The organism is Burkholderia sp. RF4-BP95 (assembly GCF_001521985.1).
Taxonomy (GTDB): domain Bacteria; phylum Pseudomonadota; class Gammaproteobacteria; order Burkholderiales; family Burkholderiaceae; genus Burkholderia; species Burkholderia diffusa.
The window spans coordinates 56044-81581 of the sequence record NZ_LOSX01000053.1; the positions used below are offsets into that span (position 1 = coordinate 56044).

General features: G+C 68.5%; 20 protein-coding genes. 4 read left to right on the forward strand and 16 right to left on the reverse strand.

The window, feature by feature from the left end; translation table 11 throughout:
- The first annotated feature begins 179 nt into the window (after positions 1-179).
- Positions 180-1466, forward strand: coding sequence for an EAL domain-containing protein (locus tag WS46_RS18690; RefSeq protein ID WP_059691398.1), 1287 nt, complete (start codon positions 180-182; stop codon positions 1464-1466).
- Between the two features lie 76 nt (positions 1467-1542).
- Positions 1543-2268: a copper homeostasis protein CutC gene (locus WS46_RS18695; RefSeq protein WP_059523942.1), complete on the forward strand. Its 726-nt coding sequence runs from the start codon at positions 1543-1545 to the stop codon at positions 2266-2268.
- Positions 2269-2364: 96 nt separating this feature from the next.
- Here WS46_RS18695 and bioB read toward each other — a convergent pair whose 3' ends face one another.
- The 9 genes from bioB to aceK all read right to left on the reverse strand — a co-directional run bounded on the left by bioB (position 2365) and on the right by aceK (position 12557).
- Complete coding sequence (bioB, locus tag WS46_RS18700) at positions 2365-3384, reverse strand: biotin synthase BioB (RefSeq protein WP_059523944.1); 1020 nt, start codon at positions 3382-3384, stop codon at positions 2365-2367.
- Positions 3385-3420: 36 nt separating this feature from the next.
- Entirely contained in the window at positions 3421-4140 is a 720-nt protein-coding gene (bioD, locus tag WS46_RS18705) for a dethiobiotin synthase (RefSeq protein WP_059691399.1), read from the reverse strand.
- The gene (gene bioF / locus WS46_RS18710; protein ID WP_059691400.1) at positions 4137-5369 is read right to left on the reverse strand and encodes an 8-amino-7-oxononanoate synthase; all 1233 of its coding nucleotides are present in this window, start codon (positions 5367-5369) and stop codon (positions 4137-4139) included. Before bioF ends, bioD begins: the two co-directional genes overlap by 4 nt.
- A 23-nt stretch (positions 5370-5392) precedes the next feature.
- Positions 5393-6739 (reverse strand): adenosylmethionine--8-amino-7-oxononanoate transaminase, encoded by a 1347-nt coding sequence (gene bioA, locus WS46_RS18715; protein ID WP_059523950.1) that lies wholly within the window; start codon positions 6737-6739, stop codon positions 5393-5395.
- A gap of 524 nt (positions 6740-7263) precedes the next feature.
- Positions 7264-8523: a dienelactone hydrolase family protein gene (locus tag WS46_RS18720; protein ID WP_059691401.1), complete on the reverse strand. Its 1260-nt coding sequence runs from the start codon at positions 8521-8523 to the stop codon at positions 7264-7266.
- Between the two features lie 107 nt (positions 8524-8630).
- The gene (locus WS46_RS18725) at positions 8631-9068 is read right to left on the reverse strand and encodes a YchJ family protein (RefSeq protein ID WP_059691402.1); all 438 of its coding nucleotides are present in this window, start codon (positions 9066-9068) and stop codon (positions 8631-8633) included.
- Positions 9069-9107: 39 nt separating this feature from the next.
- Entirely contained in the window at positions 9108-9785 is a 678-nt protein-coding gene (locus tag WS46_RS18730) for an SDR family oxidoreductase (protein WP_059524034.1), read from the reverse strand.
- Between the two features lie 116 nt (positions 9786-9901).
- The gene (gene can / locus WS46_RS18735; protein ID WP_059691403.1) at positions 9902-10669 is read right to left on the reverse strand and encodes a carbonate dehydratase; all 768 of its coding nucleotides are present in this window, start codon (positions 10667-10669) and stop codon (positions 9902-9904) included.
- A gap of 67 nt (positions 10670-10736) precedes the next feature.
- On the reverse strand, positions 10737-12557 hold the full coding sequence (gene aceK, locus WS46_RS18740; RefSeq protein ID WP_059691404.1) for a bifunctional isocitrate dehydrogenase kinase/phosphatase: 1821 nt from the start codon (positions 12555-12557) through the stop codon (positions 10737-10739).
- A gap of 327 nt (positions 12558-12884) precedes the next feature.
- Between aceK and WS46_RS18745 the strand changes: the two genes are divergently transcribed.
- A complete protein-coding gene (locus WS46_RS18745; RefSeq protein ID WP_059691405.1) occupies positions 12885-13964 on the forward strand; it encodes an MBL fold metallo-hydrolase in 1080 nt (359 codons plus the stop codon).
- Positions 13965-13980: 16 nt separating this feature from the next.
- Here WS46_RS18745 and WS46_RS18750 read toward each other — a convergent pair whose 3' ends face one another.
- The 6 genes from WS46_RS18750 to argS all read right to left on the reverse strand — a co-directional run bounded on the left by WS46_RS18750 (position 13981) and on the right by argS (position 22144).
- Positions 13981-15621 carry an ABC-F family ATP-binding cassette domain-containing protein gene (locus tag WS46_RS18750; RefSeq protein ID WP_059691406.1) on the reverse strand — a complete coding sequence of 547 codons (1641 nt, stop codon included), beginning with the start codon at positions 15619-15621 and terminating at the stop codon, positions 13981-13983.
- 190 nt (positions 15622-15811) lie between these two features.
- Complete coding sequence (locus WS46_RS18755) at positions 15812-17407, reverse strand: ABC transporter substrate-binding protein (RefSeq protein WP_059691407.1); 1596 nt, start codon at positions 17405-17407, stop codon at positions 15812-15814.
- Between the two features lie 456 nt (positions 17408-17863).
- Positions 17864-18637, reverse strand: a complete 774-nt coding sequence (locus WS46_RS18760; RefSeq protein ID WP_059465877.1) for an SDR family oxidoreductase — start codon at positions 18635-18637, stop codon at positions 17864-17866.
- Positions 18638-18656: 19 nt separating this feature from the next.
- On the reverse strand, positions 18657-19298 hold the full coding sequence (locus WS46_RS18765) for a thiol:disulfide interchange protein DsbA/DsbL (RefSeq protein ID WP_059465878.1): 642 nt from the start codon (positions 19296-19298) through the stop codon (positions 18657-18659).
- Between the two features lie 69 nt (positions 19299-19367).
- The gene (locus WS46_RS18770; RefSeq protein WP_059691408.1) at positions 19368-20267 is read right to left on the reverse strand and encodes an SPOR domain-containing protein; all 900 of its coding nucleotides are present in this window, start codon (positions 20265-20267) and stop codon (positions 19368-19370) included.
- Positions 20268-20362: 95 nt separating this feature from the next.
- Complete coding sequence (gene argS, locus WS46_RS18775; RefSeq protein WP_059523968.1) at positions 20363-22144, reverse strand: arginine--tRNA ligase; 1782 nt, start codon at positions 22142-22144, stop codon at positions 20363-20365.
- A gap of 201 nt (positions 22145-22345) precedes the next feature.
- Between argS and WS46_RS18780 the strand changes: the two genes are divergently transcribed.
- Positions 22346-22669 carry a DUF1840 domain-containing protein gene (locus WS46_RS18780; RefSeq protein WP_059523970.1) on the forward strand — a complete coding sequence of 108 codons (324 nt, stop codon included), beginning with the start codon at positions 22346-22348 and terminating at the stop codon, positions 22667-22669.
- Between the two features lie 117 nt (positions 22670-22786).
- On the opposite strand, the gene metH is transcribed toward WS46_RS18780, so the two are convergent.
- Positions 22787-25504, reverse strand: coding sequence for a methionine synthase (gene metH, locus WS46_RS18785; RefSeq protein ID WP_059691409.1), 2718 nt, complete (start codon positions 25502-25504; stop codon positions 22787-22789).
- Positions 25505-25538: the final 34 nt, after the last annotated feature.

Consider the following 25538-nt stretch of genomic DNA (forward strand, 5'->3'; position numbering starts at 1 on the left):
GCCACGCTGGTGCGGCGGCGCTGCACGCAGGCGCGGCGCGCGTGTTCGGCCCTTGCACGGACCTTGCTTGATGCTTGCCTACCGTCCGGCACCGGCCGGACAACCGAGGATTCCACCATGACATTGCGCGCGCCGTTTCAAGCACTCGCCGCGTTCGGCTGCATCGCCAGGAGGGCGCCATGACGATCGTGCAACAGGAGCGTCCGGCCACCGCTTCGCCGTATCGTTTCGAGCGGGAGATGAGCTCCGGCCTCGAACGCCTCGCGACGCAGCATCGCGACCTGACGCTCACGACCGTGTTCCAGCCGATCTTCAGCCTGTCGCACCAGCGGGCGGTGGGCTACGAGGCGCTATTGCGCGCCCATGACGCGCTCGACCGGGCGGTGTCGCCGCTCGACGTGTTCGGCGAGGCCGCGCGCCAGGGCGAACTGCTGCAGCTCGACCGGCTCGCGCAGGCGCTGCATCTCGAGAACTTCGCGCTGCTCGGCGCCGAGCGCGAGTGGCTGTTCCTCAACGTGCATCCGGGCGTGCTCACCGACCCGTTCCAGGCCGCCGCGCTGCTCGCGAACCTGAAGCGGATCGGCATGCCGCCGCGCCGCGTCGTGCTCGAAGTGCTCGAGCAGCGCGCGGAGGACATCGAGCGGCTCGCCGAAGCCGTGCGCGAATTCCGCGCGCAGGGTTTCCTGATCGCGCTCGACGATTTCGGCGCCGGCCACTCGAACCTCGAGCGGATCTGGCAGCTGAACCCGGACATCGTGAAACTCGACCGGATCATGCTGTCGCACGCGGCGCACCGCACGGGGCTCACCGCGATCCTGCACGGGCTCGTCACGCTGCTGCACGAGGCCGGCAAGCTCGTGCTCGTCGAGGGGATCGAGACCGAGCACGACGCACAGATCGCGCTGTCGTGCGAGGCCGATTTCGTGCAGGGCTATTACTTCGGCCGTCCGGCGCCCGGGCTGCCCGACAGCGCGACGGCGACCGGCTGCATCGGCGAGCTGACCGAGCGTTTTCGGCAACAAACCGAAGCGCGCGAGCGGCGCGACGCGCAGCGGCTCGCGCCGTACCTGCGCGCGTTCGAGCGTGCGGCCGAGCGGGTGGCGGCCGGCGAGCCGCTCGACGAGGTGTGCTGGAACTTCCTCGCGCTCGACGCCGCCGCGCGCTGCTTCCTGCTCGACGCACGGGGCCGCCAGGCGGGCCGCAACGTCGTGCTGCGCGCGGACCGCGCGCTCGCCGAGGCGCGCTTCTCGCCGCTGTCCGATGCGCAGGGGGCGAACTGGTTGCGCCGGCCGTATTTCCGTACGGCGATCGCCGAGCCCGGACGCGTGCAGGTCACGCGCCCGTACTTGTCGATCAACGAGGCGCAGCCCTGCGTGACGCTGTCGGTGGCCGTGCGCATCGGCGATGCGCAGCATGTGCTGTGCGGCGATATCGACTGGATCGACGAGGAAGCGGACGGCGCATAGCGACGGCGTCGCGCTGGCGCCGTTCACGCCGCTCGGCTAGGATGCGCGAATTGTCCTGACGATTCGCGAGCCGCCGATGAACCGAACCGCCGCTTCCTCCGTCCTCCTCGAAGTGATCGCCACCACCGTCGGCGACGCGAAGGCCGCCGCCCGCGCGGGCGCCGACCGCCTCGAACTCGTGACCGCGATCAGCGAAGGCGGGCTGACGCCGAGCGTCGGCCTGATCGAGGCCGTCGTGGCCGCCGTGGCGATTCCGGTGAACGTGATCGTGCGGCCGCACAGCCGCTCGTTCGTCTATGACGCCGACGACCTGCGCGTGATCGAGCGCGACGTGCGCGCGGCCGTTGCGGCCGGTGCGAACGGCGTCGTGTTCGGTGCGCTCGATGCGCGCGGCGACGTCGATCTCGACGCGCTCGCGCGCGTCGCGGCGGCTGCGGACGGGCGCGACCTGACGTTCCATCGCGCATTCGACGTGTCGCGCGACCTCAATGCCGCGTTCGACGCGCTGCTGCGCGTGCCGGCCGTCACGTCGGTGCTGACTTCGGGCGGCCATCCGTCGGTGCTCGACGCGGTCGCGACGATCACGCGGCTGGTGCGGCAGGCGGCGGGCTCGACCTGCACGGTGCTGGCCGGCTCGGGGCTCACGATCGACGCGGTCGGTGATTTCGTTCGCGCCACCGGCGTGCGCGCGGTGCATTTCGGCTCGGGCGTGCGGCCGCGCGGCGAAGTGCTGGCGCCCGTCGACGAACAGCGCGTCGAGCGCGTGCGCGCGGCGCTCGACGGTGCGGCGGCGCATGTGTGACGGGCGGCGCTGAAAGCCGCGCGCCGACGAGCGGGCGAAAAAAAGCCGGGGCATGCCCCGGCTTTTTCGTCTGCAAACCAAACGCGCTGCAGTCGCTTACGCGTTCTCCGCCAGCGCGTCGGCCTGGCTCGCGCGGATGCCGAGGCGCTCGAACAGCGCGCGGTCGCGCTGCGTCTGCGGGTTGCTCGTGGTCAGCAGCTGGTCGCCGTAGAACATCGAGTTCGCGCCCGCGAGGAAGCACATCGCCTGCATCGCGTCGTCGAGCTGCTCGCGGCCGGCCGACAGGCGCACGACGGCCTTGGGCATCGTGATGCGCGCCACCGCGATCGTGCGCACGAACTCGAACGGGTCGAGCGGTGCGGTGCCTTCGAGCGGCGTGCCTTCGATCGCGACGAGGTTGTTGATCGGCACCGACTCCGGATACGGATTCAGGTTCGCGAGCTGCGAAATCAGGCCCGCGCGTTCGCGGCGCGATTCGCCCATCCCGATGATGCCGCCGCAACACACGTTGATGCCCGCATCGCGCACGCGGTCGAGCGTGTCGAGACGATCCTGGTACGTGCGCGTCGAGATCACCTGGCCGTAGAACTCCGGCGACGTGTCGAGGTTGTGGTTGTAGTAGTCGAGGCCCGCGTCGGCGAGCTGCTGCGCCTGCTCGTTTTCCAGCATGCCGAGCGTCATGCAGGTCTCGAGGCCCAGTTCCTTCACGCCGCGCACCATCTCGGTCAGCGCCGGCATGTGGCGCTCCTTCGGGTTGCGCCAGGCGGCGCCCATGCAGAAGCGGCTCGCGCCGTTCGCCTTCGCCGCGCGCGCGGCGTCGAGCACCGTGTCGACGTCCATCAGCTTCTCGGCCTTCAGGCCCGTTTCGTGATGCGACGATTGCGAGCAGTAGCCGCAATCTTCCTCGCAGCCGCCCGTCTTGATCGACAGCAGCGTCGACAGCTGCACCGCGTTCGCGTCGAAGTGCTCGCGATGCACCTGCTGCGCGCGGAACATCAGGTCGTTGAACGGCAGCTCGAACAGCGCGACGACGTCGGCGACGCGCCAGCGCTGCGGCGCCGGAGCGGCCACGGGGATCGCGTCGGGTTGCACGGCGGCGGTCTGGGCTTGGGTCATGGTGGTTTTCCTGTCGTGGATGCGGGGATCGGGAGGTCAATGCCGCGCGTGGCGCAGCGTATCGACGAGCGTGGCGATGTCGAGCATCGCCGCCGCGGATTCGGGGGCGGCCGGCGCCAAGTGCGCGATGCGGCCGAGGAGCGGCGCGCGGTGCTCGCGCGCGAGCCAGTCGCGGATCGTCGCGACGTTCTCGTCGGCGTACGACATGGCCGGGTCGACGTGGTTCGCGACCCAGCCGGCGAGCGTGAGGCCGCGCTGGCGAATCGCGTCGGCCGTGAGCAGCGCGTGGCTGATGCAGCCGAGCCGCATGCCGACGACGAGCACGACGGGCAGGCCGAGCGCGACCGCGAGATCGGCCGTGTCCTGCGTGTCGTTCAGCGGCACGCGGAAGCCGCCGACGCCTTCGACGACGACGACGTCCGCGCGCGTCAGCGCTTCGCGGTGGCTCGCGACGATCGTGTCGAGGTCGAGCGTCACGCCTTCCTGCGCGGCGACGATGTGCGGTGCGGCGGGCGCCTTCAGCAGGAACGGCGTGCGCAGCTCGGGCGGCAGCGCGACGTTCGCGGCCGCGTCGAGCTGGTCGGCGTCCTCGTTATGCCAGACACCGTTGCGTTCGTACGCGCCGGCGGCGACGGGCTTCAGCGCGGCCGCGCGCAGCCCGTGCTGCGCGAAGCCGTGCAGCATCGCGGCCGACACGAAGGTCTTGCCGATCTCGGTGTCGGTGCCGGTGACGAAGAGGGAAAGCGGGGCCGTCATGCCGCGGCTTCCTCGGGGGGCAGCGAACGCGCGTGAGCGTCGGGGTGGTCCGCCGCCTCGCTGGCCTCGATCAGCGCGGTTTCGAGCCGCGCGAGATCGTCGAACGAATGCGCGGCCGACAGCGAGATGCGCAGTCGCGACGTGCCGGCGGGCACCGTCGGCGGCCGGATCGCGGGCACCCACAGGCCGTGCGCGTCGAGCGAGCGCATCGCCGCGAGCGTCGCGTCGTTGCCGCCGATCACGAGCGGCTGCACGGCCGTGTGCGAGTCGACCGGCTGCCAGCGCGTCATGCGCAGCAGCGCGCGCGTGCGCTCGATCAGCGCGGCGAGGTGCGCGCGTCGCGCATCGCCTTCGTCGCCGCCGATCACCTTCAGGCTCGCCGAGACCGCGTGCGCGACGGCCGGCGGCGCGGCCGTCGTGAAGATGTAGCTGCGCGCGCGCTGGATCATCCATTCGATCACGGTCTCGTGCGCGACGACGAACGCGCCCGCGACGCCGGCGGCCTTGCCGAGCGTGCCGACGTACACGAGGTTCGGCGAGCGCAGCGCGGCGGCCGCGAGCGCGCCGCGGCCTTGCGGGCCGAGCACGCCGAAGCCGTGCGCGTCGTCGACGACGAGCCACGCGCCGTGGCGTTCGGCCAGCGCGACGAGTTCGGCGAGCGGCGCGATGTCGCCGTCCATGCTGAACACGGTGTCGCTGACGATCAGTTTCGTTTCGGCCTCCGATGCATCGAGCAGCGCGGCGAGCGCGGCCATGTCCGCATGCGTGTAGACCTGCACGGTCGCGCGCGATAGTCGGATTCCGTCGATCAGCGACGCGTGGTTCAGCGCGTCCGAGAAGATCGTCGCGTGTTTGCCGGTGAGGGCCGTCATCGCGGCGAGGTTCGCCATGTAGCCGGTGCTGAAGTACAACGCGCGCGGTGCATCGGAGAAGCCGCCCGCGAAGGCGGCGAGTTCGTCCTCAAGCGTCGCGTGCGCGCGCGAATGGCCGCCGAGCAGATGCGAGCCGCCGCTGCCGGAGCCGTAGCGCTGCGCGCCTTCGGCGAACGCGGCGACGAGCGCGGGGTGCGCGGCGAGGCCGAGGTAATCGTTGCTCGCGAAACCGACGATGTCGCGGCCGTCGACGCGCATGTGCGCGTCGCACGCGGTGTCGGCGGTGCGGCGCACGCGTCGCAGGCCCTGCGCATCGAGTTCGGCGAGGCCGCGCTGCAGCGTGTCGAGCAGGGGCATGGTCGTTTCCCGTGAGGATTGCTTCATCGCGCCACCTCCGCGAGCGTCGCGTCGAGCGTGTCGCGCGTGCGTTGCGCGAGCCACGCGATGTCGTCGTCGCTCATCACGTACGGCGGCATCAGGTACACGGTCGTGCCGATCGGGCGCAGCAGCAGCTCGCGTTCCAGCGCGCGTTCGAAGAAGCGCCGCGAGAAGCCGCGTGCCGCGTCGCCGTCGAGCGCGACGTCGAAGGCGAACAGCGTGCCGCGCTCGCGCAGGTGACGCACCTGCGGGTGCGCGTCGAGCGGCGCGAGCGCGGCGCGCATCGCGGCCGACTTGCGCGCGTTGCTCGCGAGCACGTCGTCGCGCGCGAACAGGTCGAGCGTCGCGACCGCCGCGCGGCACGCGAGCGGGTTGCCGGTGTACGAATGCGAATGCAGGAAGCCGCGCGTCGTGTCGTCGTCGTAGAAGGCCGCGAACACGTCGTCGCGCGTGAGCACGAGCGACAGCGGCAGGTAGCCGCCGCTGATGCCCTTCGACAGGCACAGGAAATCGGGCCACACACCGGCCTGCTCGCAGGCGAAGAAGGTGCCGGTGCGGCCGCAGCCGACCGCGATCTCGTCGGCGATCAGGTGCACGCCGAATTCGTCGCACAGCGCGCGCAGCCCGCGCACGTACGACGGATCGTGCATCGCCATGCCGGCCGCGCATTGCACGAGCGGCTCGACGATCAGCGCGGCGATCCGGTCGGCGCGTTCGGCGAACAGGCGCCGCACGTCGTCGAGCGCGCGGCCCGCGACGTCGGCGGCCGTCTCGCCCGGCAGCGCGCCGCGCGCGTCGGGCGACGCGACCACGTGTGCATGGCGGATCAGCGGGTCGTACGCATCCTTGAACAGCGCGACGTCGGTCACGCCGAGCGCGCCGATGGTCTCGCCGTGATAGCTGTTCGCGACGCACACGAATTCGCGCTTGTCCGCGCGGCCGCGGTTGCGCCACGCGTGGAAGCTCATCTTCAGCGCGATCTCGACCGCCGACGCACCGTCCGACGCGAAGAACGCATGGCCGAGCGTGCGCGCGGTGAGCGCGTGCAGCCGCTCGGCGAGCTCGATCGCCGGCTCGTGCGTGCAGCCGGCGAGCATCGCGTGCTCGAGCGTGTCGAGCTGGTCCTTCAGCGCCGCGTTGATGTCCGGATTCGCATGGCCGAACAGGTTCACCCACCACGAGCTGATCGCGTCGAAGTAGCGGCGCCCGTCGCGGTCGTACAGCCACAGGCCCGCGCCGCGCGCGACGGGAATGAGCGGCAGGCGCTCGTGGTGCTTCATCTGGGTGCAGGGATGCCAGACCGCGCGCAGGCTGCGCGCGACCCAGTCGTCGGTGGCTGGCGTACTCAAGGCAACTCCGGGGGTAAAACGGCGGCGGGCATCGAACGGGATGCCGCGCGGCGACGGACGGAAAACGCGCTGAGATTAGCGTGTTCCGCCGCACGTTGCACTACCGGTTACAAACACCGCAAAGCCTTGCCGGACGGGAGTTCGGCGCAGATGCGGGGTGCTCGGGACGGTACGCGCCAGAAGCCCAGAAATGACCGCAGATGACGACGTTCGAGTGAGCCCCCCCGACAGAAAAAAATCGTGGGCAGGCTGATGCCGACGGGCGAAAAATCGGGGCGGGAAGCGCGACGCGACGTGCACGGTCGCCGGCGAATGTCGCGCGGACTCAGGCGCGGCCGAGATTCAGGAAACGCCCGAAAACGACCCTGGACGGCGTTGCGGGCCAGGCGTTCTTCGGCGGGGCATGCGGCCGCGTGAACGGGCGTGCGAACGCCGCCGCGGGCCGCGGCGCGCGTTCATGAAACGGAGAAGGGAGAAGGGGGAGACGCGGGCAGCGCCCGCCCCGGAGCGCCGCGGCTCGCGCGTCAGCGCGAAGCCAGTGCGCGCGGGTTGGCGTTGCCGTCGTCGGCCGTCTGCGTCGCGTTCGCGTTCCACACGACGCGGTCGTTGACCGCATACAGCCGGCATGCGCCCGCACCCTGCTTCGAGCAATTGTCGAGCGCGAGCGCCATCGGATCGTCGCCGCCTTCGGCCCACGACCATGCGCCTTCGGCGGACACCGCGAATGCACGGCTCGGATGCTGGTTCAGGAAGCGGCGATAGCCTTCGCGGCCGGCCTCGTCGAGGAACGGCACCGCGTCGACCGCATCGATCGACGCATAGCCGGTCGCATTCGGTTCGTGCGGGTTGGCGACCGCGTAGCGCACCGAGGTCGGCAGGTTCAGATCCGCGAGGAACGCATTGACGGCCGGCCACCACACGGGCACGCCGTCGCGATCGACGATCAGCCGGTGCGCGTCGTCCTTGTAGCGGCCGAAATCGATGAACTGCGCCTGCGTGCCGTGCGACACGTACGCGTCGTGCATCTGCGCGACGAGCGCGGGCGTCCATACCGAATCGTTGTCGCCGTACAGCCACAGCGAACGTACGGCCGTATGCGCGCCGTAATGGTCGAACGCGTCGACGAGATTGCGCTGCCAGCCGTCGCACAGATCCTGGCGCAGCCCGCCGGAGAAGTTGATGATGCCGCGCACGCCGGGCGCCGCTTCGGTGCCGTACGCGACCGACACGAGGCCGCCGTGCGACGTGCCCGCGACGACGATGCGCGACGCATCGACGTACGACTGGCGCGACATGTAGCGGACCGTCGCGTCGACGTCGGCGGCCTGCGTGAGCCCGTTCTTGCCGACGTTGCAGCCTTCCTGCTGGTACGAGCCGCCCGACCCCGCGAAACCCTGGCGGTTCGGCGCGATCACCGCATAGCCGCGGCGCACGAATTCGCGCGCGAACGCGAGCGGCCGGCTGCGCGGCTGCTGATGGAGGTCACCGGTGTTCTTGCCGTGGTTGAAGACGACGAGCGGGAAGGGGCCGGGGCCGTTCGGCTTGAACAGCGTGGCCTCGAGCATCACGGCGCCCGAGGCATCGGCCGGAATGCTGACGATTTGTTCGTTGAGGTTGGCGGCGACCTGCGGGAGGCCCGAATCGCCGTAATCGAAGCGCTCGGCGTGGGCGAGCGAGCCGCCGGCCGTGGCCGCGCCGGCGTTTGCGCCCGGCAGCGCACCGGCCTGAGCGGCCGACAGCGCACAGGCCGCCATCCATCCCACCAATACCTTGCTGAACGCCATTCGTAAGCCCTGCCATGCAACATGACCAATCTGAGGGCCATCCTAGCCCGACAAATTCAGGTTGTGCAATGCGGGAATTACCCGGCGTCTGACATGGCAACTATTTGTCAGCGTTCACTTACTTCTCCGTCGACATAGCGCCAGAAACCGTGCTCGTCGCGGGTGAACCGGCTCGTCTCGTGGAGCCGGTACGCCCGCCCGCCGACCTTGTAGCGGGCCACGAATTCGACCTCCGCGTGCCGTTCGTCGAGCGGCGCGTGGCGCTTGATCGCGAGGCCGAGCCAGCGCGGCGCGTCGGGCGCGTCCGGGTCCGCATCGAGATCGGCCGGGCAGGTGCGCGCGTCCCAGGTCGCGCGCAGGTAGTCGGTCGCGCCGAGCACGTACGCGCTGTACCGCGAGCGCATCAACTCGAGCGCGGTCGGCGCGGCTTCGCCGCCGTCGATGAAGCGGCCGCAGCAGGCCGCATAGCGCGGCGCCGGGGCTTTGCCGGCAGGCGCGGGGGACGCGCCGCCGCACGGGCACGCGTCAGGTCGGTTCAAAATCATGCGAATCGTGAATTAACGACGTCGGGTTGTGATGCCGGCTCACCAGCTGAGCTCGACGCCGTCGTACTGGAAGAAACGGCCGTTGGCCTGCGACACGTCCGCGCCGGCTTCGGCGATCACGCGGCGCATGCCGGTCACGCTGGTTTCCGGATCGATCGCGGCCTGCGCGCCGCCCATGTCGGTGCGCACCCAGCCGGGATGGAGCGAGATGCATGCGGCGTGGCGCGTCTGCAGCGACGCGATGCGCAGCACGTCGTTCAGCGCGGCCTTGCTCGCGCGGTACAGCCAGCCGGTCGTGCCGGTCGCCTCGGCGATGCTGCCCATCCGGCTCGAGACGACGGCCAGCACGCCGCGCGCGTCCTCGACGAGCGGCAGCAGGATCGGCAGCAACTGCATCGGCCCGCGCACGTTCGTGTGCATCACCGCGTCGAAATCCTCGGCGCCGATGGTTTCGACGCCTTCGGTGCGCGGCCCGTACACGCCCGACACGAGCACGGCGGCGTCGAGCCGTTCGCCGTCGAGCTTCCAGCCGAGCGCCGCGATCTGTTCGGGTTGCGCGATGTCGAGCGCGTGCGCGTGCGCGCCGAGTTCGCGCAGCGCGGCGAGCGACGCGTCGTCGCGCGCGGTCGCGATCACGTTCCAGCCGTCGCGCCGGTATTGCCGGACGAATTCGCGTCCGAGGCCGCGCGATGCGCCGACGATCAATACGGTTTTCATGTTCGCCGCTCCTTCGCAGTGCACCGCCGTCGCGGCAGTGTCGGTGTCAGATCAGTTCGATGCCCGTCGCGGCCGGACGCGCGATGCGTCTTCGGCCGCGACGGCGCGGGCGCACGTTACTTCGCGTCGTCGCACGGCTTCAGCGTGTCGGCGACCGCCTGCGCGACGTCGTCGAGCCGCGCGGCATCCGCCGCGACCATGTCGTTGTCGGGCGCGTGCTGGCCCCGCGCGGTCAGCGCCGCGACGCAGCGCTTGTAGGTCGCATCGAGCGCGTCGAAGTTCGACACGGACATCCCGAGGTTGCGCATCCGCCCGTCGTGCACGCCGTACACGAGCCCGTGCACGGTGAGCGACTGGCCGCGCGCCCACGCGTCGTTGACGATCGTCGTGCGGCACACGTTGACGACCTGCTCGATCGAGTTCAGCTCGATCAGGCGGCGATAGCGCGCCTCGCCGACCGGCCATTCGTCGAGCAGCGCCGCGTGGCGCTCGCGCACGTCCTGCACGTGATGCAGCCAGTTGTCCGCGAGGCCGACGCGGCGGTTGTGGAGCGCCGCGTTCACGCCCGAGCAGCCGTAGTGGCCGACGACCATGATGTGCTTCACGCGCAGGATGTCGACCGCGAACTGGATCACCGACAGGCAGTTCAGGTCGCTATGGACGACGACGTTCGCGATGTTGCGGTGCACGAACACTTCGCCCGGCGGCAGGCCGATGATCTGGTTCGCGGGCACGCGCGAATCCGAACAGCCGATCCACAGATATTCCGGCGCCTGCTGGTCGGCGAGACGCGCGAAGAAGTCGGGATCGTCGGCGAGCTGGCGCTTGACCCAGGCGTCGTTGTTGTCGAACAGATGTGAAAGCGGATTGTCTTGGGTATTCATCGGTGTGGATTCCGTTGGCGGAAAGCGGGTCGATAACGGGTTCGATTCGATTGGATCCGGTCGCGTGTCAGGCGGCGCGCTGCGCGTCGCCTGCGTCGTCACCGGCGTCCGGCGTCGCGTCGAAGCGCGCGGGGTAGCGCACGCTGAAGCGCAGCGACGCGTCGTACGGGAAAAAGTCGGGCAACTCGCCCTGCAGCAGCTTGTCCTTGCTGGCCTGCCACAGCGCGGGCTCGAAAAAATCCGCGTGATGCTTCATGAAGACCGTCCGCACGCGCGGGTCGCCGAGCAGGAACGGTCCGTAGGTTTCCGGAAAGATGTCGTGCGGGCCGACGGTATACCACGGCTCGCCGGACAGTTCGTCTTCCTCGTTGCGCGGCGGCGGCACGCGCCGCACATTGCAGTCGGTCAGGTATTCGATCTCGTCGTAGTCGTAGAACACGACGCGGCCGTGACGCGTGACGCCGAAGTTCTTGTACAGCATGTCGCCCGGGAAGATGTTGGCCTTCATCAGCTCCTTCACCGCGTTGCCGTATTCCTTCACGCCGTGCTCGACGTCCGCGTCGGTGCCGTTCTGCAGGTACAGGTTGAGCGGCGTCATCCGGCGCTCGATGTACAGGTGCTTGATCACGAGATTGCCGTCCTCGTATTCGAGCAGCGACGGCACTTCCTTCTCCAGCTCGCGCACCAGCGCATGGTCGAGCCGCGACAGCGGCAGCGCGACGCTCGAATACTCGAGCGTGTCGGCCATCCGCCCGAGACGGTCGTGGCGCTTCACGAGCTGGTACTTCTCCATGATCTGCGCGCGCGTCGTTTCCTTCGGCGGCGGGAAGTGATCCTTGATGATCTTGAACACGTACGGGAACGACGGCAGCGTGAACACGAGCATCACGAGGCCCTTGATCCCGGGCGCGATGATGAAGCGGTCGCTCGAATGCGACAGATGGTGCAGCAGGTCGCGGTAGAACAGGTTCTTGCCCTGCTTCTGCAGCCCGACCGATGTGTAGATCTCGGCCTTCGGCTTGCCCGGCATGATCGTACAGAGGAAGTCCACGTAAGCGGACGGCACGCCCATGTCGACGAGGAAATACGAATGCGAGAAGCTGAAGATGATCTGCAGCAGGTCGCGGCGCAGCAGCACGGTGTCGAGCGCAAGCAGGCCCGGGCGCACGTGGCGGATCGGCACCGCGAACGGCAGCACGCGATCGGCGTTGATGATGCGGCCGACGATGTACGCGCTCTTGTTGCGGAAGAAGAGCGACGACAGCACGTGGATCTGGAAATTCGGCGCGGCGTCGAACTCGCCGAATTCGTCGGCGATCGCCTGCATCACGCAGCCGATGTCGCGCGTGAGATCCTCGAACGGCGGCTCGAGCTGGAAGTTCGTGACGATGCGCTCGAGCGTGGCCGCGAGCCCGTCGGTGCCCGGGTAGTACGCGCGATAGGTCGGCTTCGCGGCCGGCTCGTCGTTCTCGAGGTATTCGGTCGAGATCGCGGGGCGCACGAAGATGAAATCGTTGCTGAAATACGAGCGGTGCAGGATCTTGCAGCACACCGAATTGAAGAACGTCTCCGCGCACTCGGGCTGGCGGTGCGACGTGAGCAGGCCGATGTAGTGCAGCTTGATCTGCTGCCACACTTCGTCGTCGATGTTCTCCGCGTCGTATTCGTCCTCCAGCACCTCGACGCATTCCTGCACGCGATCGTCGTACGACGTGATCCGCTCGCGCGCCAGCCGCTGCAGGCCGTGCCAGTCGCCGCGCTCGAATAGCGTCTTCGCCTCGACGGCGGCTTCCCGGAAGATCCGGTAGTGGCGGTCGAAGTATTCGAGCATCGTCTGTGCGACGTCGAAACCGATCTGCGACGACAGCAGTTTGGGGAAGTGATTCATCGCGTGCAGGCTCGTTCGAGAGGGACTGTAAGCACTCGCCATTTTAGCGCCCAAGTCGGCGTTTCAATGACTTTCGGGGGCCGGAGCCAAGTGCCGTCAATGCGCGGGTTGTGCGCCGTTACATGCCGTTCGGTGCATCTTCGCGTAAAGATACGGGTACGGAATCGATTCTGGCACGAACTTTTTTTGACCGTCCGGCGCCCCGCCGGGCACGCGTTTCGCGCGACGGCGATAGAATCGACGCGATGCCCGCCGCGGCCTGCCGCCCGCGCGCGCGCCCCGCATTCGCACGGGCATTTGCCCTGACAACGACGAGACGCCCCACCGATGAACGCACTGGAACACCAACTCGACTATCCCTTCGCCGACACGCTGCCCGCCGCGGGCGACACGTTCGAGGTCGCGCCCGGCGTGCGCTGGCTGCGCATGCCGCTGCCGTTTTCGCTGGATCACATCAACCTCTGGCTGCTGCGCGACGAGATCGACGGGCAGGCCGGCTGGACGATCGTCGACTGCGGGATCTCGTCGGACGCGATCCGTACGCACTGGGAACGGATTTTCGACACGCATCTCGACGGGCTGCCGGTGCTGCGCGTGCTCGTCACGCATTGCCATCCCGATCACTTCGGCCTCGCGAACTGGCTCTGCGAAGGCGGCGACAAGGGCCGCTGGAACGTGCGGCTGTGGATGACGCTCGGCGAATACATGTTCGGCTGCCTGATGGCGGCCGGCAACGGTTCGAACGCCGGCGGCGCGGCCGCGGCCGATCATTTCGCGCGCCACGGCCTGACCGATCCGGTCGCGCTCGAGAAGCTGCGCAGCCGCCGCAGCTACTACTCGGACCTCGTGCCGGCCGTGCCGCCGCGCTACCGGCGCCTGCGCGAAGGCGACGCGGTGAAGATCGGCGCGCGCACGTGGCGCGTCGTCACCGGCTACGGTCATTCGCCTGAACATTGCGCGCTTCACAGCGAAGCGGACGGCGTGCTGATCTCCGGCGACATGGTGCTGCCGCGCATCTCGACCAACGTGTCCGTGTTCGACCTCGAGCCGGAAGCCAACCCGCTCGCGCTGTACCTGGAATCGCTCGGCCGCTACGAGACGATGGCGCCCGATACGCTCGTGCTGCCGTCGCACGGCAAGCCGTTCCGCGGCGTGCGCACGCGCATCGCGCAGCTGCGCGCGCATCACGACGCGCGGCTCGACGAAGTGCGCGTCGCCTGCGCGGAAAAGCCGGCGAGCGCGGCCGACATCGTGCCGATCATGTTCCGCCGCCGCGAGCTCGACATCCACCAGATGACCTTCGCGCTCGGCGAGGCGCTCGCGCACCTGAACCTGCTGTGGCTCGCGGGCGAACTCGTGCGCGAGCAGGGCGACGACGGCGTGCTGCGTTTCCGTTCCGCGCGCTGAGCGTGCGTCGTCGCCGTCACGCGACGGGTTCGTAGCGCCACCCGTCGCGCTGCCATTGCATCGTGTGCGTCGGTGCGAGCGCCGCGAGAAACGCGTCGTCGTGCGACGCGACCACGAGCGCACCGGGGAAGCCGGCCAACGCGGCTTCGATTGCGCGCACCGATTCGAGATCGAGGTGATTGGTCGGCTCGTCGAGCAGCAGCAGCTGCGCGGGCGTGCCGCGCCACAGCGCACACGCGAGCGCAGCCTTCAGCCGTTCGCCACCGCTCAGGCGGTACACCGGCTGCGTCGCGCGCGCGGCATCGAGCTGCAGCAGCGCGAGCCGGCTGCGCAGGTCGCCTTCGGCGAGCGGCGTATCGAGGCGTCCCAACTGCTCGACGATCGAGCGTTCGGGGTCGAGCAGCGCGAGCCGCTGATCGAGATACGCGGCGCTCACGTGCGTCGTGCACGTTCCGGCGCGCGGCGCGAGTTCGCCGGCGAGCATGCGCAGCAGCGTCGATTTTCCGCAGCCGTTCGGGCCCGTCAGCGCGATGCGCACGGGGCCGCTGGCCGACCACGTGATCGCGTCCGTGCGGCCCGCGGTGCGCCACGGCAATTGCGCGCGCTCGAGCGCGAACAACTGGCGGCGCGCGCTCACCTCGGTGCCCGGCAGCGACACGAGCACCGGCGCGTCGGCTTCGACGCGCGCGGCGGCTTCCTGCACGCGCGCATCGAGCGTCGCCTTGCATTCGCTCTGGTGACGGCGGACCGTCCCCATGATGCTGCGAGCCGCCCCCTTGCGGCTCTGTCGCGCCATCGACGACAGGTTGGCCGCCTTCGCGTCGCGCAGCGAGCCGGCCGCGTGGCGCTGGATCGTGTCGTGTTCCTGTTCGAGCCGGCGCCGCGCGCGCCCGCGCTCGGTGCGCGCATGCTCGAGCGCGGCCTGCGCGGCCTCGTGTTGCGCATCGCGTTGCGCGCGATACAGCGCGTAGTTGCCGCCGTATGCGCGCACGCCGTGCGGCGTCAGCTCGACGATGCGTTGCACGTGCGCGAGCAACGCACGGTCGTGACTGACGACGACGACACCGCCGCGCCAGCCGTCCAGCGCGCCGCGCAGCCATGCACGGCCCGGCGCATCGAGGTGGTTGGTCGGTTCGTCGAGCACCAGCAGCCCGGCTTCCGACAGCAACGCGCCGATCAGCGCGACGCGCGCCATCTGGCCGCCGCTCAACGCATGCGCGGGCGTGTCGGCGCGCACGTCGTGCAGGCCGGCCGCGTCGAGCGCCGCGCGCAGCCGCTCGGCCAGGTCCCAGCGATCGCCGATCAGGTCGAAGTCGTGCGCCGTCGCGCGCCCGTCCGCGAGGCGCGCGAGGGCCGCGAGCGGCGCGTCGAGCGCGGCGATTTCCGCGACGCTCCGCGTGCCGGCCCGCGCGTCGTCGTGTTGCTGCGCGACGTAGACGACCGGCGTCTGCCGGTCGATCGTGCCCGCGCTCGGCGTGCGCCGGCCCGCGATCAGTTGCGCGAGCAGGCTCTTGCCGACGCCGTTGCGGCCGACGATGCCCGTCGGCGTGCGATCGATGGAAAGGTCGAGCGAATCGAACAGCGTGACGCCGTCGTCGAAGCGGAAAGAAACGTGATGAAGCGCGACGAGCGCGCCGGTCGGCGTGGCAGCAGCCATAAGCACCTCCGAAAATGCGTGAAACCCTTCGCGCGGCGTGCGTGGCACGGCGGCGAAAACATTTTTTGGAAGGCTTAGTTGTTCACTTCGGCTGGCGTCCGGTATGAGGAATGAGCGCGCAGTGTAGCAAGCGCGGCGCGCGGGCCGCAAGCGACGGGCGAGCGTGCCGTCGCTTGCGCGCCACGTGCGGTTACTGCACGGCGACCGCCGCGAAGTTCTGGCGGCCGAACGGGCTGACGTGATAGCCGCTCACGTTCGCGCGCGTGAGCGCGGCCGCGGTCGGGTAGCCGAGCGGAATCCACAGCGCCTGGTCGTGGATAATCTTCTGCGCGGATTCGTACAGCTTCGCGCGCCTGGCCTGATCGGCGGTCGCCTTGCCGTCGGCGATCAGCTTGTCGAGCTGCGCGTCGCAGAAGCGCGCGAAGTTGATGCCCGACTTCACCGCGTTGCAGCTGAACAGCGGCGACAGGTAGTTGTCCGGATCGCCGTTGTCGCCGGCCCAGCCCATGAACAGCATGTCGTGCTGGCCGAGCTTCGCCTGCTTGATCAGCTCACCCCATTCGATCACCTTCACCTCGGCCTTCACGCCGATCTTCGCGAGGTCGGCTTGCAGCAGTTCCGCGCCGGCCTTCGGGTTCGGGTTCAGCACGCTGCCCGTCGGGCGCGTCCAGATCGTCGTCGAGAAGCCGTTCGGAAAACCGGCCTGCGCGAGCAACTGCTTCGCCTTCGCGGGATCGTACGCATACGGCGCGACGTCCTTCGCGTAGCTCCACGTGTTCGGCGGATACGGGTTGTTCGCGGCCGTCGCCGTGTTGTCGAACACCACCTTCAGGTAGGTCGCGCGATCGAACGCGAGGTTCAGCGCCTCGCGCACCTTGTCGTTGTCGAGCGGCTTCTTCTGCGTGTTCAGCGCGACGAATGCGGTCATGAACGCGGGCGTCTGCACGACCTTCAGCGCGCTTTCGCCCTTCGCGGCGAGCACGTCCTGCGGCTTCGGCGACAGCGCGATCTGGCATTCGCCGGCCTTCACCTTCTGCATGCGCACCGACGCGTCGGGCGTGATCGCGTAGATCAGCCGGTCGACCTTCGGCTTCGTGCCCCAGTAGGCCGGGTTCACGTCGTAGCGGATCAGCGCGTCCTTCGTGTAGCTCTTCAGCACGAACGGGCCGGTGCCGATCGGCTTCGCGTTCAGGTCGGCCTGCTTGCCGGCCTTCAGCAGCTGGTCCGCGTATTCGGCCGAGTAGATCGACGCGAAGCCCATCGTCAGGATCGGCACGAACGTCGCGTTCGGCTCGTTCAGCACGAACTTCACCGTGCTGTCGTCGACCTTCGCGACCGACTTCACGAGCTTCACGAGGCCCATCGACTGCGCGTGCGGGAAGCCGCTCGCGCCGGCGACCTTGTGCCACGGGTTCGCATCGTCGAGCATCCGCGAGAACGTGAACACGACGTCGTCCGCGTTCAGCGGGCGGCCCGGCTTGAAGTAGTCGGTGGTCTGGAACGCGACGTTCGGGCGCAGGTGGAACGTGTACGTGAGGCCGTCGGCGCTCGCTTCCCATTTGTCGGCGAGCGCGGGCACGACCTTCTTCGCGGCTTCGTCGTACGACACGAGCGTGTTGAAGATCACGTCGGCCGATGCATTGGTCGTGACGAGCGAGTTGTACTGCACGACGTCGAAGCCGTCCGGGCTCGATTCCGTGCAGACGGTGAGCGGCTTGGCGGCGGCTAGGCCGGGAGCGGCGAGGGCGGCGGCGAGCGCGGCCGCGGCGAACAGCTTGACCTGCATAGGTTCTCCCATGTGACTTGTGATTTTTTGCCGGGTGTCGGAATGCGGGCGCGGCCCGACAGCGAGCAGGCCGGCGCGGCTGGCGGATAGCATACCGTCAAAGCGCGCCGCGCGTGAAAAAAGGCGCCGGAACGCGGCGAGTTGAGCGAAAAACGGCTGCGTTCGCGACGGAATGCGTGTTGGGGCGGCGCAGCGGCGGGGGAGGCGAGGCAGGTGCGGCAGTGAATGGCGGGCGGGCGAGGCGGTTGCGGGGAGACTGCAAATTGAGACGGGCCGGCGCGAATTTGCTTGGGGCGGCGGAAGGGAGAAGCGGAGAAGCGGAGAAGCGGAGAAGCGGAGAAGCGGAGAAGCGGAAGGCTCGCGGCGTGCGATCCGTGATACGGCCGACAGAAGGAAGCTCCGCATGCGACGGGGCGGCGCGACAGACGTGCCGGACACCCGATGCACCCGATGCGCTCAGTGCGCGCCGGCCTTCGGCTTGCGCGGCGCCTTTTCGAACAGACGGTCGTAGAGCCAGCGCGGCAGCACGTGCAGCACCTTCGCGACGACGCCCATTTGCCACGGAATCACGCGGAACGCGTGCTGCCGGGCGATCGCGCGTGCGGCGCGGGCCGCGAAGCGGTCGGCGTCCATCAGGAACGGCATCCGGTACGGGTTGTGCGCGGTCATCGGCGTGCGGATGTAGCCGGGCGCGATCGTCACGACGCCGACGCCGGCCGGGCGCAGCTCGACGCGCAGCGCCTCGAGATACTTGATCGCGGCCGACTTGGACGCGCTGTACGCGCCGGAACCGGGCAGGCCGCGCACGCCTGCGACGCTCGCGACGCCGACCAGCGTGCCGTGGCGCGCGGCCGTCATCGGGCCGACGAACGGCTCGAACGTCGCGACCATCCCGTAATAGTTGATGTCCATCACGTTGCGGAACGTGGCGAGATCGCCTTGTCCCGTGACGGCGCCCTGGCTGATGCCGGCGTTCGCGATCACGACGTCGGGGCAGCCGTGCGCGGCGATGAACGACGCGGCGGCCGTGGCGAGCGCATCGGCGTCGCGCACGTCGGCGGAGTAGACGGAGACGGACAGCTTGGGAAAGCGTCGCGCGAACGCATCGAGGGCCTCGGTGCGGCGCGCGACGAGGGCGAGCGTGGCGCCCTGGCGGGCGTATTCCTCGGCCATCGCGAGGCCGAGGCCGCTCGACGCGCCGGTGATGAAGACCTTCAGCGGAGTAGTCATGCCGGCGCGCGGGCGGGGATCAGAGCTTCTTGTCCTGAACCTGCTTCACGAGGTAATCGAGCACCTGCGCGGTGCCCGGAATGCTGTTCGTGTAAGCCGGGCCCGTCTTGTACTTGCCCTGGACGACGACCGTCGGCACGCCGTCGATCGCGTAGTTCTTCAGCAGCTCGGCCGACTGCTTCACCTGGCCCTGCACGCTGAACGAGTTGTACGCGTCCATGAACTGCTTCTTGTCGACGCCTTGCGTCGCCAGGAAGTCGGCTTGCGCCTGCGGCGTCAGCAGGTAGTTCTTCTGCTTGTGGATCGCGTTGAAGATCGCCGGCGTGACCTTCTCCGAGATGCCGAGCGCCGACACCGCGTAGAACAGCTTCGAGTGCGGGACGAAATCGTCGCGGAAGGCGACCGGCACGCGCTTGAAGTCGATGTTGTTGCCCTGCTTCTTCACCCAGGCCTCGATCGTCGGCTCGAATTCGTAGCAGTGCGGGCAGCCGTACCAGAAGAACTCGATGACCTCGACCTTGCCGGCCGGCGCGGACACCGGCTGCGGCGACTTCATCACCTCGAAGTCCTTGCCGGACACCGGTGCGGCCGGCGTTGCCTGGGCGAAGCCGGCGGCGGCCAGGCCCAGGGACAGAAGGAGCGTGCTAAGCAGTTTTTTCATGTTGTAGACGTCGAATCAGTTGCTCGGGTTACGAAACGTAACGGGTTCTGCGTGGGCGCGGCCGGTTGCTTACTGCTTCGTGAAACGGATCACCGCCGTGTCGACACCTGCATCGGACAGGCGCTGACGGGCCGAGTTCATATCCTCGAATTTCGAGAACGGGCCGACGCGCACGCGGAAATAGGTCACGCCGCTGACATCGCGCTTCGACACCTTCGACTCGAAGCCCTGGAAGCCCAGGCGCGCGCGCTGCTGCTCGGCGTCGCCTTCCGTCTTGTACGCGCCGACCTGCAGGAAGTAGCCGGTGTTCGCATCGTTCGCGGTCGGCGGTTTCGCTGCCGCGGAGGACGTCGCGGACGGCGCCGGCTTCGGCGTGTTCGCGGCCTGTTGCTGTTGCTGCTGTTTCTGCGCGGCAGCCTGCTGCGCCTGCTTCTGCGCGGCGAAGCGCGCGAGGTCGTCCTCGCCGCCTTGCTGCTGTTGTTGCTGTTGCTGCGCCTGCTGCGTCTTCTTCGGCGGCGGCGTGTTGTCGGCCGGCTTCGGCGCGACGGCGACGCCGTTGCCCGACGATGCATTGTTCGACGCGGTGGTGTTGCTCGAGCCGGTCGTGCCGTTCGTGTTGCCCGACGGCGGCACTTCGACGATCTGCGGCTCGGGCAGCAGGCCACCCTGGGTCTGGTTCGCGGCCTGGCCGGGCGCGGTATTGGGCGGCGCGGGCTGCGCGGCCTGCGGCACTGGCTGGCCGGGCGTCTTGCCCTGCAGCGCGCGGTTCGGGTCGAACTGCTGCGGCTGGCTCGCGCCGTTGTCGGCGGGCGGCGGCGCGACCTTCGACACGAACGGCGACGGCGAACGCGTGATGTAGAGCGCCACCACCACCGCGATCGCGAGGCCGACGATCAGGCCCAGCACGATTCCAAGAAATGTCCCTCCGGCTTGTTTCGATTGCTTCGAAGTTCGGCGTGGTTGTGCCATTGCTTGAGTCACCTGCAAAAAGAATCGTGAAAAGGCCGCGGCGGGCATCCGACGGCGGCGCCCGCTGCGGCCATTCGCAGCCCGGTTCGGGCCGCTTACATCTTGGCGGGCGCGGACACGCCGAGCACCGCCAGACCATTCTCGAGCACCTGCCGGGTCGCGGCGAGGAGCGCGGCGCGCGCGTTGCGCGGCGCTTCGTCGTCGACCAGCACGCGCTCCGCATTGTAGAACGAGTGGAATTCACCAGCGAGATCGCGCAGGTAGAACGCGACCGCGTGCGGCGCCAGTTCGTTCGCCGCGTGCGTGAGCATGTCCGGATACTCGGCGAGCTTCTGCATCAGCGACACGGCCTGCGGGCTCGTGAGCTGCGACAGGTCGGCGCCGGGCAGCTGCGCCGCCTCGACGTTGTAGCGCGACTTCAGTTCGTTGAGCACCGAGCAGATCCGCGCGTGCGCGTACTGGACGTAATAGACCGGGTTCTCGTCGTTCTGTTTCAGCGCGAGGTCGATGTCGAACACGAATTCGGTGTCGGCCTTGCGGGAGATCAGGAAGAAACGGACCGCGTCGCGGCCGCGCGTGATGGTCGCCTCGTCGATCAGGTCGGGTGCCGCTTCCTGGCCCGGCGCCGCGCCGCCCGACCATTCGATCAGGTCACGGACCGTCACGTAGCTGCCCGCGCGCTTCGACAGCTTCACTTCCTGGCCGTCGCGCATCACGGTGACCATCTTGTGCAGCACGTAGTCGGGATAACCCTTCGGAATGCCGACGTGCAGGCCCTGCAGGCCCGCGCGCACGCGCGCGATCGTGCCGTGGTGGTCCGAGCCCTGGATGTTGATCACCTTCGTGAAGCCGCGCTCCCATTTCGTCACGTGGTACGCGACGTCCGGCACGAAATACGTATATGTGCCGTCCGACTTGCGCATCACGCGATCCTTGTCGTCGCCTTCGTCGGTCGTGCGCAGCCACAGCGCGCCGTCCTGCTCGTAGGTCATGCCGGCCTTGATCAGCGCGTCGACCGTCTTCTCGACCCGGCCTTCGCTGTACAGCGACGACTCGAGGTAGTACTGGTCGAATTTCACGCCGAACGCCTGCAGGTCCATGTCCTGCTCGTGACGCAGGTACGCGACCGCGAACTTGCGGATTGCGTCGAGATCGTCGATGTCGCCCGCGCCGGTGACCGGCTCGCCGTCCTTCGCGGCCACCGTCTCGCGGTTCAGGTAATCGCGTGCGATGTCGGCGATGTATTCGCCGTTGTACGCGGCTTCCGGCCAGCCCGCGTCGCCCGGCTTCAGGCCGCGCGCGCGCGCCTGCGTCGAGATCGCGAGGTTGCCGATCTGCACGCCGGCGTCGTTGTAGTAGAACTCGCGGTGCACCGCGTAGCCCTGGCTCGCGATCACGTTCGCGAGCACGTCGCCGAGCGCCGCCTGGCGGCCGTGGCCGACGTGCAGCGGGCCGGTCGGGTTGGCCGACACGAACTCGAGCAGCACCTGCTTGCCCTTTTCGCGCTCCGACGTGCCGAACGCGCGGCCCTGGTCGAACACGGCGGCGATCACCGCCTGTTTCGCGGCGGCCGTCAGGCGCAGGTTGATGAAGCCGGGGCCGGCGATTTCGGCCGCGTCGACGAGCCCTTGCGCGGCCGGCTGGGCCGTGAGGGCGGCGACGATCTTCTCGGCGAGCTGGCGCGGGTTCGTGCCGAGCGGCTTGGCGAGCTGCATCGCGACGTTGCACGCGACGTCGCCGTGCGCGGCGACCTTCGGGCGCTCCAGCGTGATGGCCGGGGTGACGAATGCCGCGTCGGCGCCTTTCAGCGCGTGTGCGACCTGCGTGACGCTATCCGCGAGCAGGGCTTCGAGGGTCTGTTTGTGTGCTGGCAGCATGCTGGTAGAAGGCTTCGTTGGTGGCGGCCGGAAACGCCGGCCGGCCGGCGCGCTTTTTAAGCGCGCGTTTCAGGGATCGCAGAATTTTAACAGGTGCTAATATGCCGCTCAGGCGCCCCGCGTCCGCGAGGCCGGACGCCGGTCTGCCGGCGTCCCCCCAACTGCGCCGCGCGGGCACAACAAGATGAAAAGGGAATTGTCATGATTACGTTCAAGAGCAAGGCGGCACAGGATCTCGACGTGCTGAAGGATTTCGCCGTATACGTGCTGGGCCTCGTCGGCAAGCAGCTGGGCGAACGCGGCGTCATTACGCACGACGAACTGGACCACGCGATCGCCAAGCTGGAAGGCGCTGTCGCGCAGGCGAAGCAGGAGCGCGCCGAGCACGCGGGCCATTTCCACGAGGACGAAGACGACCACGCGCACCACGAAGTGCCGCCGAGCCTGGCGCAGCGCGTCGCGCCGTTCCTCACGATGCTGCGTGAAGCGAAGGCCGGCGAGGCCGACGTGCACTGGGGCTTCTGAGCTTCGTTGCCCGGCCGACGCGGCCGCAGGATTGATCAGGCAAGAAAAAGCCCGCGCGACGCGGGCTTTTTATTTGTCTGATCAAAAGGCGCCGAGGCCGCCCCGGTCGCGCATCGATCAGAGCTGCGGCGCGAGCGCGCGGCGCGCGTCGTCGAGCGACAGGGCCATGCGTTGCGCGTAGTCCTCGAGCTGATCCTGACCGATTTTCCCGACCGAGAAATACGTGCTGTCCGGGTGCGCGAGGTAGAAACCCGACACGCTGGCCGCCGGCAGCATCGCCAGCGAATCGGTCACGCTCATGCCGATCTCGTTCGCCTGCAGCACGTCGAACATGTCGCGCTTCACCAAGTGGTCGGGGCACGCCGGGTAGCCGGGCGCCGGGCGGATGCCCGCGTACTTTTCGGCGATCAGCGCATCGTTGTCGAGCGTCTCGCCGCTCGCATAGCCCCACAGCTCGCGGCGCACACGCGCGTGCATCGCCTCGGCGAACGCTTCCGCGAAGCGGTCGGCCAGCGCCTTCAGCATGATCGCGCTGTAGTCGTCGTGGTCGGCTTCGAACTGCTTTTCCTTCACGTCGACGCCGAGCCCGGCCGTGACCGCGAACATCCCGATGTAGTCGGCGACGCCCGATTCCTTCGGCGCGATGAAGTCGGCGAGCGAGCGGTTCGGGCGCATCACGCCGTCGACCACCGGACGCACGCTCTGCTGGCGCAGGTTGCGCCACGTCATCAGCACTTCCGAGCGCGACTCGTCGGTGTAGATCTCGATGTCGTCGTCGTTGACCGTGTTCGCCGGCAGCAGCGAGATCACGCCGTTCGCGGTCAGCCAGCGGCCCTGGATCAGGCGCGCGAGCATCGATTTCGCGTCCGAGAACACGCGCCGCGCCGATTCGCCGACGATCTCGTCGTTCAGAATCGCCGGATACGGGCCCGCGAGGTCCCAGGTCTGGAAGAACGGGCCCCAGTCGATGTAGTTCGCGAGCTCGTTCAGGTCGTAGTTCCGGAACACGCGGCGGCCGATGAACTTCGGCTTCACGGGCTGGTAGCCGGCCCAGTCGATCTTCGTCTTGTTCGCGCGCGCTTCGGCGAGCGTGACCATCGGCTGCGCCTTGCGGTTCGCGTGCTGGTCGCGGATCCGTTCGTAGTCGGACTTCAGTTCGTCGAGGTACTTCGCCGCGCCTTCGTCCGACAGCAGATTCGACGCGACCGACACCGAGCGCGAGGCGTCCGGCACGTAGACGACGGGGCCTTCGTAGTGCGGCGCGATCTTCACGGCCGTATGCACGCGCGAGGTCGTCGCGCCGCCGATCAACAGCGGAATCTTCTTCACGCGGAAGTAGTCGTCGCGCTGCATCTCGGAGGCGACGTACGCCATTTCCTCGAGGCTCGGCGTGATGAGGCCCGACAGCCCGATGATGTCCGCGCCCTCGACCTTCGCCTTCGCGAGGATCTCGTTGCACGGGACCATCACGCCCATGTTGACCACTTCGAAGTTGTTGCACTGGAGCACGACCGACACGATGTTCTTGCCGATGTCGTGCACGTCGCCCTTCACGGTCGCGATGACGATCTTGCCCTTCGCACGCACGTCGCCGCCCGCTTCGGCGAGCAGGCGCTTTTCTTCCTCGATGAACGGAATCAGGTGCGCGACCGCCTGCTTCATCACGCGCGCCGATTTCACGACCTGCGGCAGGAACATCTTGCCCTGGCCGAACAGGTCGCCGACGATGTTCATCCCGTCCATCAGCGGGCCTTCGATCACGTTGATCGGGCGGCCGCCGGCCGCGGCGATGGCCGCGCGCGCTTCTTCCGTATCGTCGACGATGAAGTTCGTGATGCCGTGCACGAGCGCGTGCGCGAGGCGTTTCTCGACCGGCTGGTTGCGCCACTCGAGGTTCTCCTCCTTCTTCGCGGCGCCGGTCTTGAACTTGTCGGCGATCTCGAGCAGGCGGTCGGTGGAATCCGCGCGGCGGTTCAGGATCACGTCCTCGACGCGCTCGCGCAGTTCCGGGTCGAGATCGGCATACACGCCGAGCTGCCCCGCGTTCACGATGCCCATGTCCATGCCCGCCTGGATCGCGTGATACAGGAACACGGTGTGGATCGCCTCGCGCACCGGGTCGTTGCCGCGGAACGAGAACGACACGTTCGACACGCCGCCGCTCACCTTCGCGTACGGCAGGTTCTGCTTGATCCAGCGGGTCGCCTCGATGAAGTCGACCGCGTAGTTGTTGTGCTCCTCGATGCCGGTCGCGACCGCGAAGATGTTCGGGTCGAAGATGATGTCTTCCGGCGGGAAGCCGACTTCGTTCACGAGGAAGTCGTACGAGCGCTTGCAGATCTCGGTCTTGCGCTCGTAGGTATCGGCCTGGCCCGTCTCGTCGAACGCCATCACGACCGCGGCCGCACCGTAGCGGCGGATCAGGTTCGCGTGGTGGCGGAACGCTTCCTCGCCTTCCTTCAGCGAGATCGAGTTCACGATCGCCTTGCCCTGCACGCACTTGAGGCCCGCCTCGATGACTTCCCACTTCGACGAGTCGATCATGATCGGCACGCGCGCGATGTCCGGCTCGGATGCGATCAGGTTCAGGAAGCGCACCATCGCCGCCTTCGAATCGAGCATCGCCTCGTCCATGTTGATGTCGATCACCTGCGCGCCGTTCTCGACCTGCTGGCGCGCGACGGCGAGCGCCTCGTCGAACTGGCCGTTGAGGATCATCCGCGCGAATGCCTTCGAGCCGGTGACGTTGGTGCGTTCACCGACGTTGATGAAGAGCGTCCCGGACGTGACGTTGAACGGCTCGAGGCCGGCAAGGCGCATCATGTGATCGGTCATGGCGGTGCGAATTCGTATGAGGTAGGGCGGGCGT

Excerpts from the sequence above, each read along its gene's own strand:
- WS46_RS18755 (WP_059691407.1), bottom strand. The coding sequence starts at position 17,407 with ATGCAGGTCAAGCTGTTCGCCGCGGCCGCGCTCGCCGCCGCCCTCGCC.
- WS46_RS18720 (WP_059691401.1), bottom strand. The coding sequence starts at position 8,523 with ATGGCGTTCAGCAAGGTATTGGTGGGATGGATGGCGGCCTGTGCGCTG.
- WS46_RS18770 (WP_059691408.1), bottom strand. The coding sequence starts at position 20,267 with ATGGCACAACCACGCCGAACTTCGAAGCAATCGAAACAAGCCGGAGGG.
- argS (WP_059523968.1), bottom strand. The coding sequence starts at position 22,144 with ATGCTGCCAGCACACAAACAGACCCTCGAAGCCCTGCTCGCGGATAGC.
- bioB (WP_059523944.1), bottom strand. The coding sequence starts at position 3,384 with ATGACCCAAGCCCAGACCGCCGCCGTGCAACCCGACGCGATCCCCGTG.
- can (WP_059691403.1), bottom strand. The coding sequence starts at position 10,669 with ATGAATACCCAAGACAATCCGCTTTCACATCTGTTCGACAACAACGAC.
- bioF (WP_059691400.1), bottom strand. The coding sequence starts at position 5,369 with ATGCCCCTGCTCGACACGCTGCAGCGCGGCCTCGCCGAACTCGATGCG.
- WS46_RS18765 (WP_059465878.1), bottom strand. The coding sequence starts at position 19,298 with ATGAAAAAACTGCTTAGCACGCTCCTTCTGTCCCTGGGCCTGGCCGCC.
- WS46_RS18760 (WP_059465877.1), bottom strand. The coding sequence starts at position 18,637 with ATGACTACTCCGCTGAAGGTCTTCATCACCGGCGCGTCGAGCGGCCTC.
- WS46_RS18695 (WP_059523942.1), top strand. The coding sequence starts at position 1,543 with ATGAACCGAACCGCCGCTTCCTCCGTCCTCCTCGAAGTGATCGCCACC.
- WS46_RS18690 (WP_059691398.1), top strand. The coding sequence starts at position 180 with ATGACGATCGTGCAACAGGAGCGTCCGGCCACCGCTTCGCCGTATCGT.
- WS46_RS18780 (WP_059523970.1), top strand. The coding sequence starts at position 22,346 with ATGATTACGTTCAAGAGCAAGGCGGCACAGGATCTCGACGTGCTGAAG.
- WS46_RS18750 (WP_059691406.1), bottom strand. The coding sequence starts at position 15,621 with ATGGCTGCTGCCACGCCGACCGGCGCGCTCGTCGCGCTTCATCACGTT.
- WS46_RS18725 (WP_059691402.1), bottom strand. The coding sequence starts at position 9,068 with ATGATTTTGAACCGACCTGACGCGTGCCCGTGCGGCGGCGCGTCCCCC.
- metH (WP_059691409.1), bottom strand. The coding sequence starts at position 25,504 with ATGACCGATCACATGATGCGCCTTGCCGGCCTCGAGCCGTTCAACGTC.
- bioD (WP_059691399.1), bottom strand. The coding sequence starts at position 4,140 with ATGACGGCCCCGCTTTCCCTCTTCGTCACCGGCACCGACACCGAGATC.
- WS46_RS18730 (WP_059524034.1), bottom strand. The coding sequence starts at position 9,785 with ATGAAAACCGTATTGATCGTCGGCGCATCGCGCGGCCTCGGACGCGAA.
- WS46_RS18745 (WP_059691405.1), top strand. The coding sequence starts at position 12,885 with ATGAACGCACTGGAACACCAACTCGACTATCCCTTCGCCGACACGCTG.
- aceK (WP_059691404.1), bottom strand. The coding sequence starts at position 12,557 with ATGAATCACTTCCCCAAACTGCTGTCGTCGCAGATCGGTTTCGACGTC.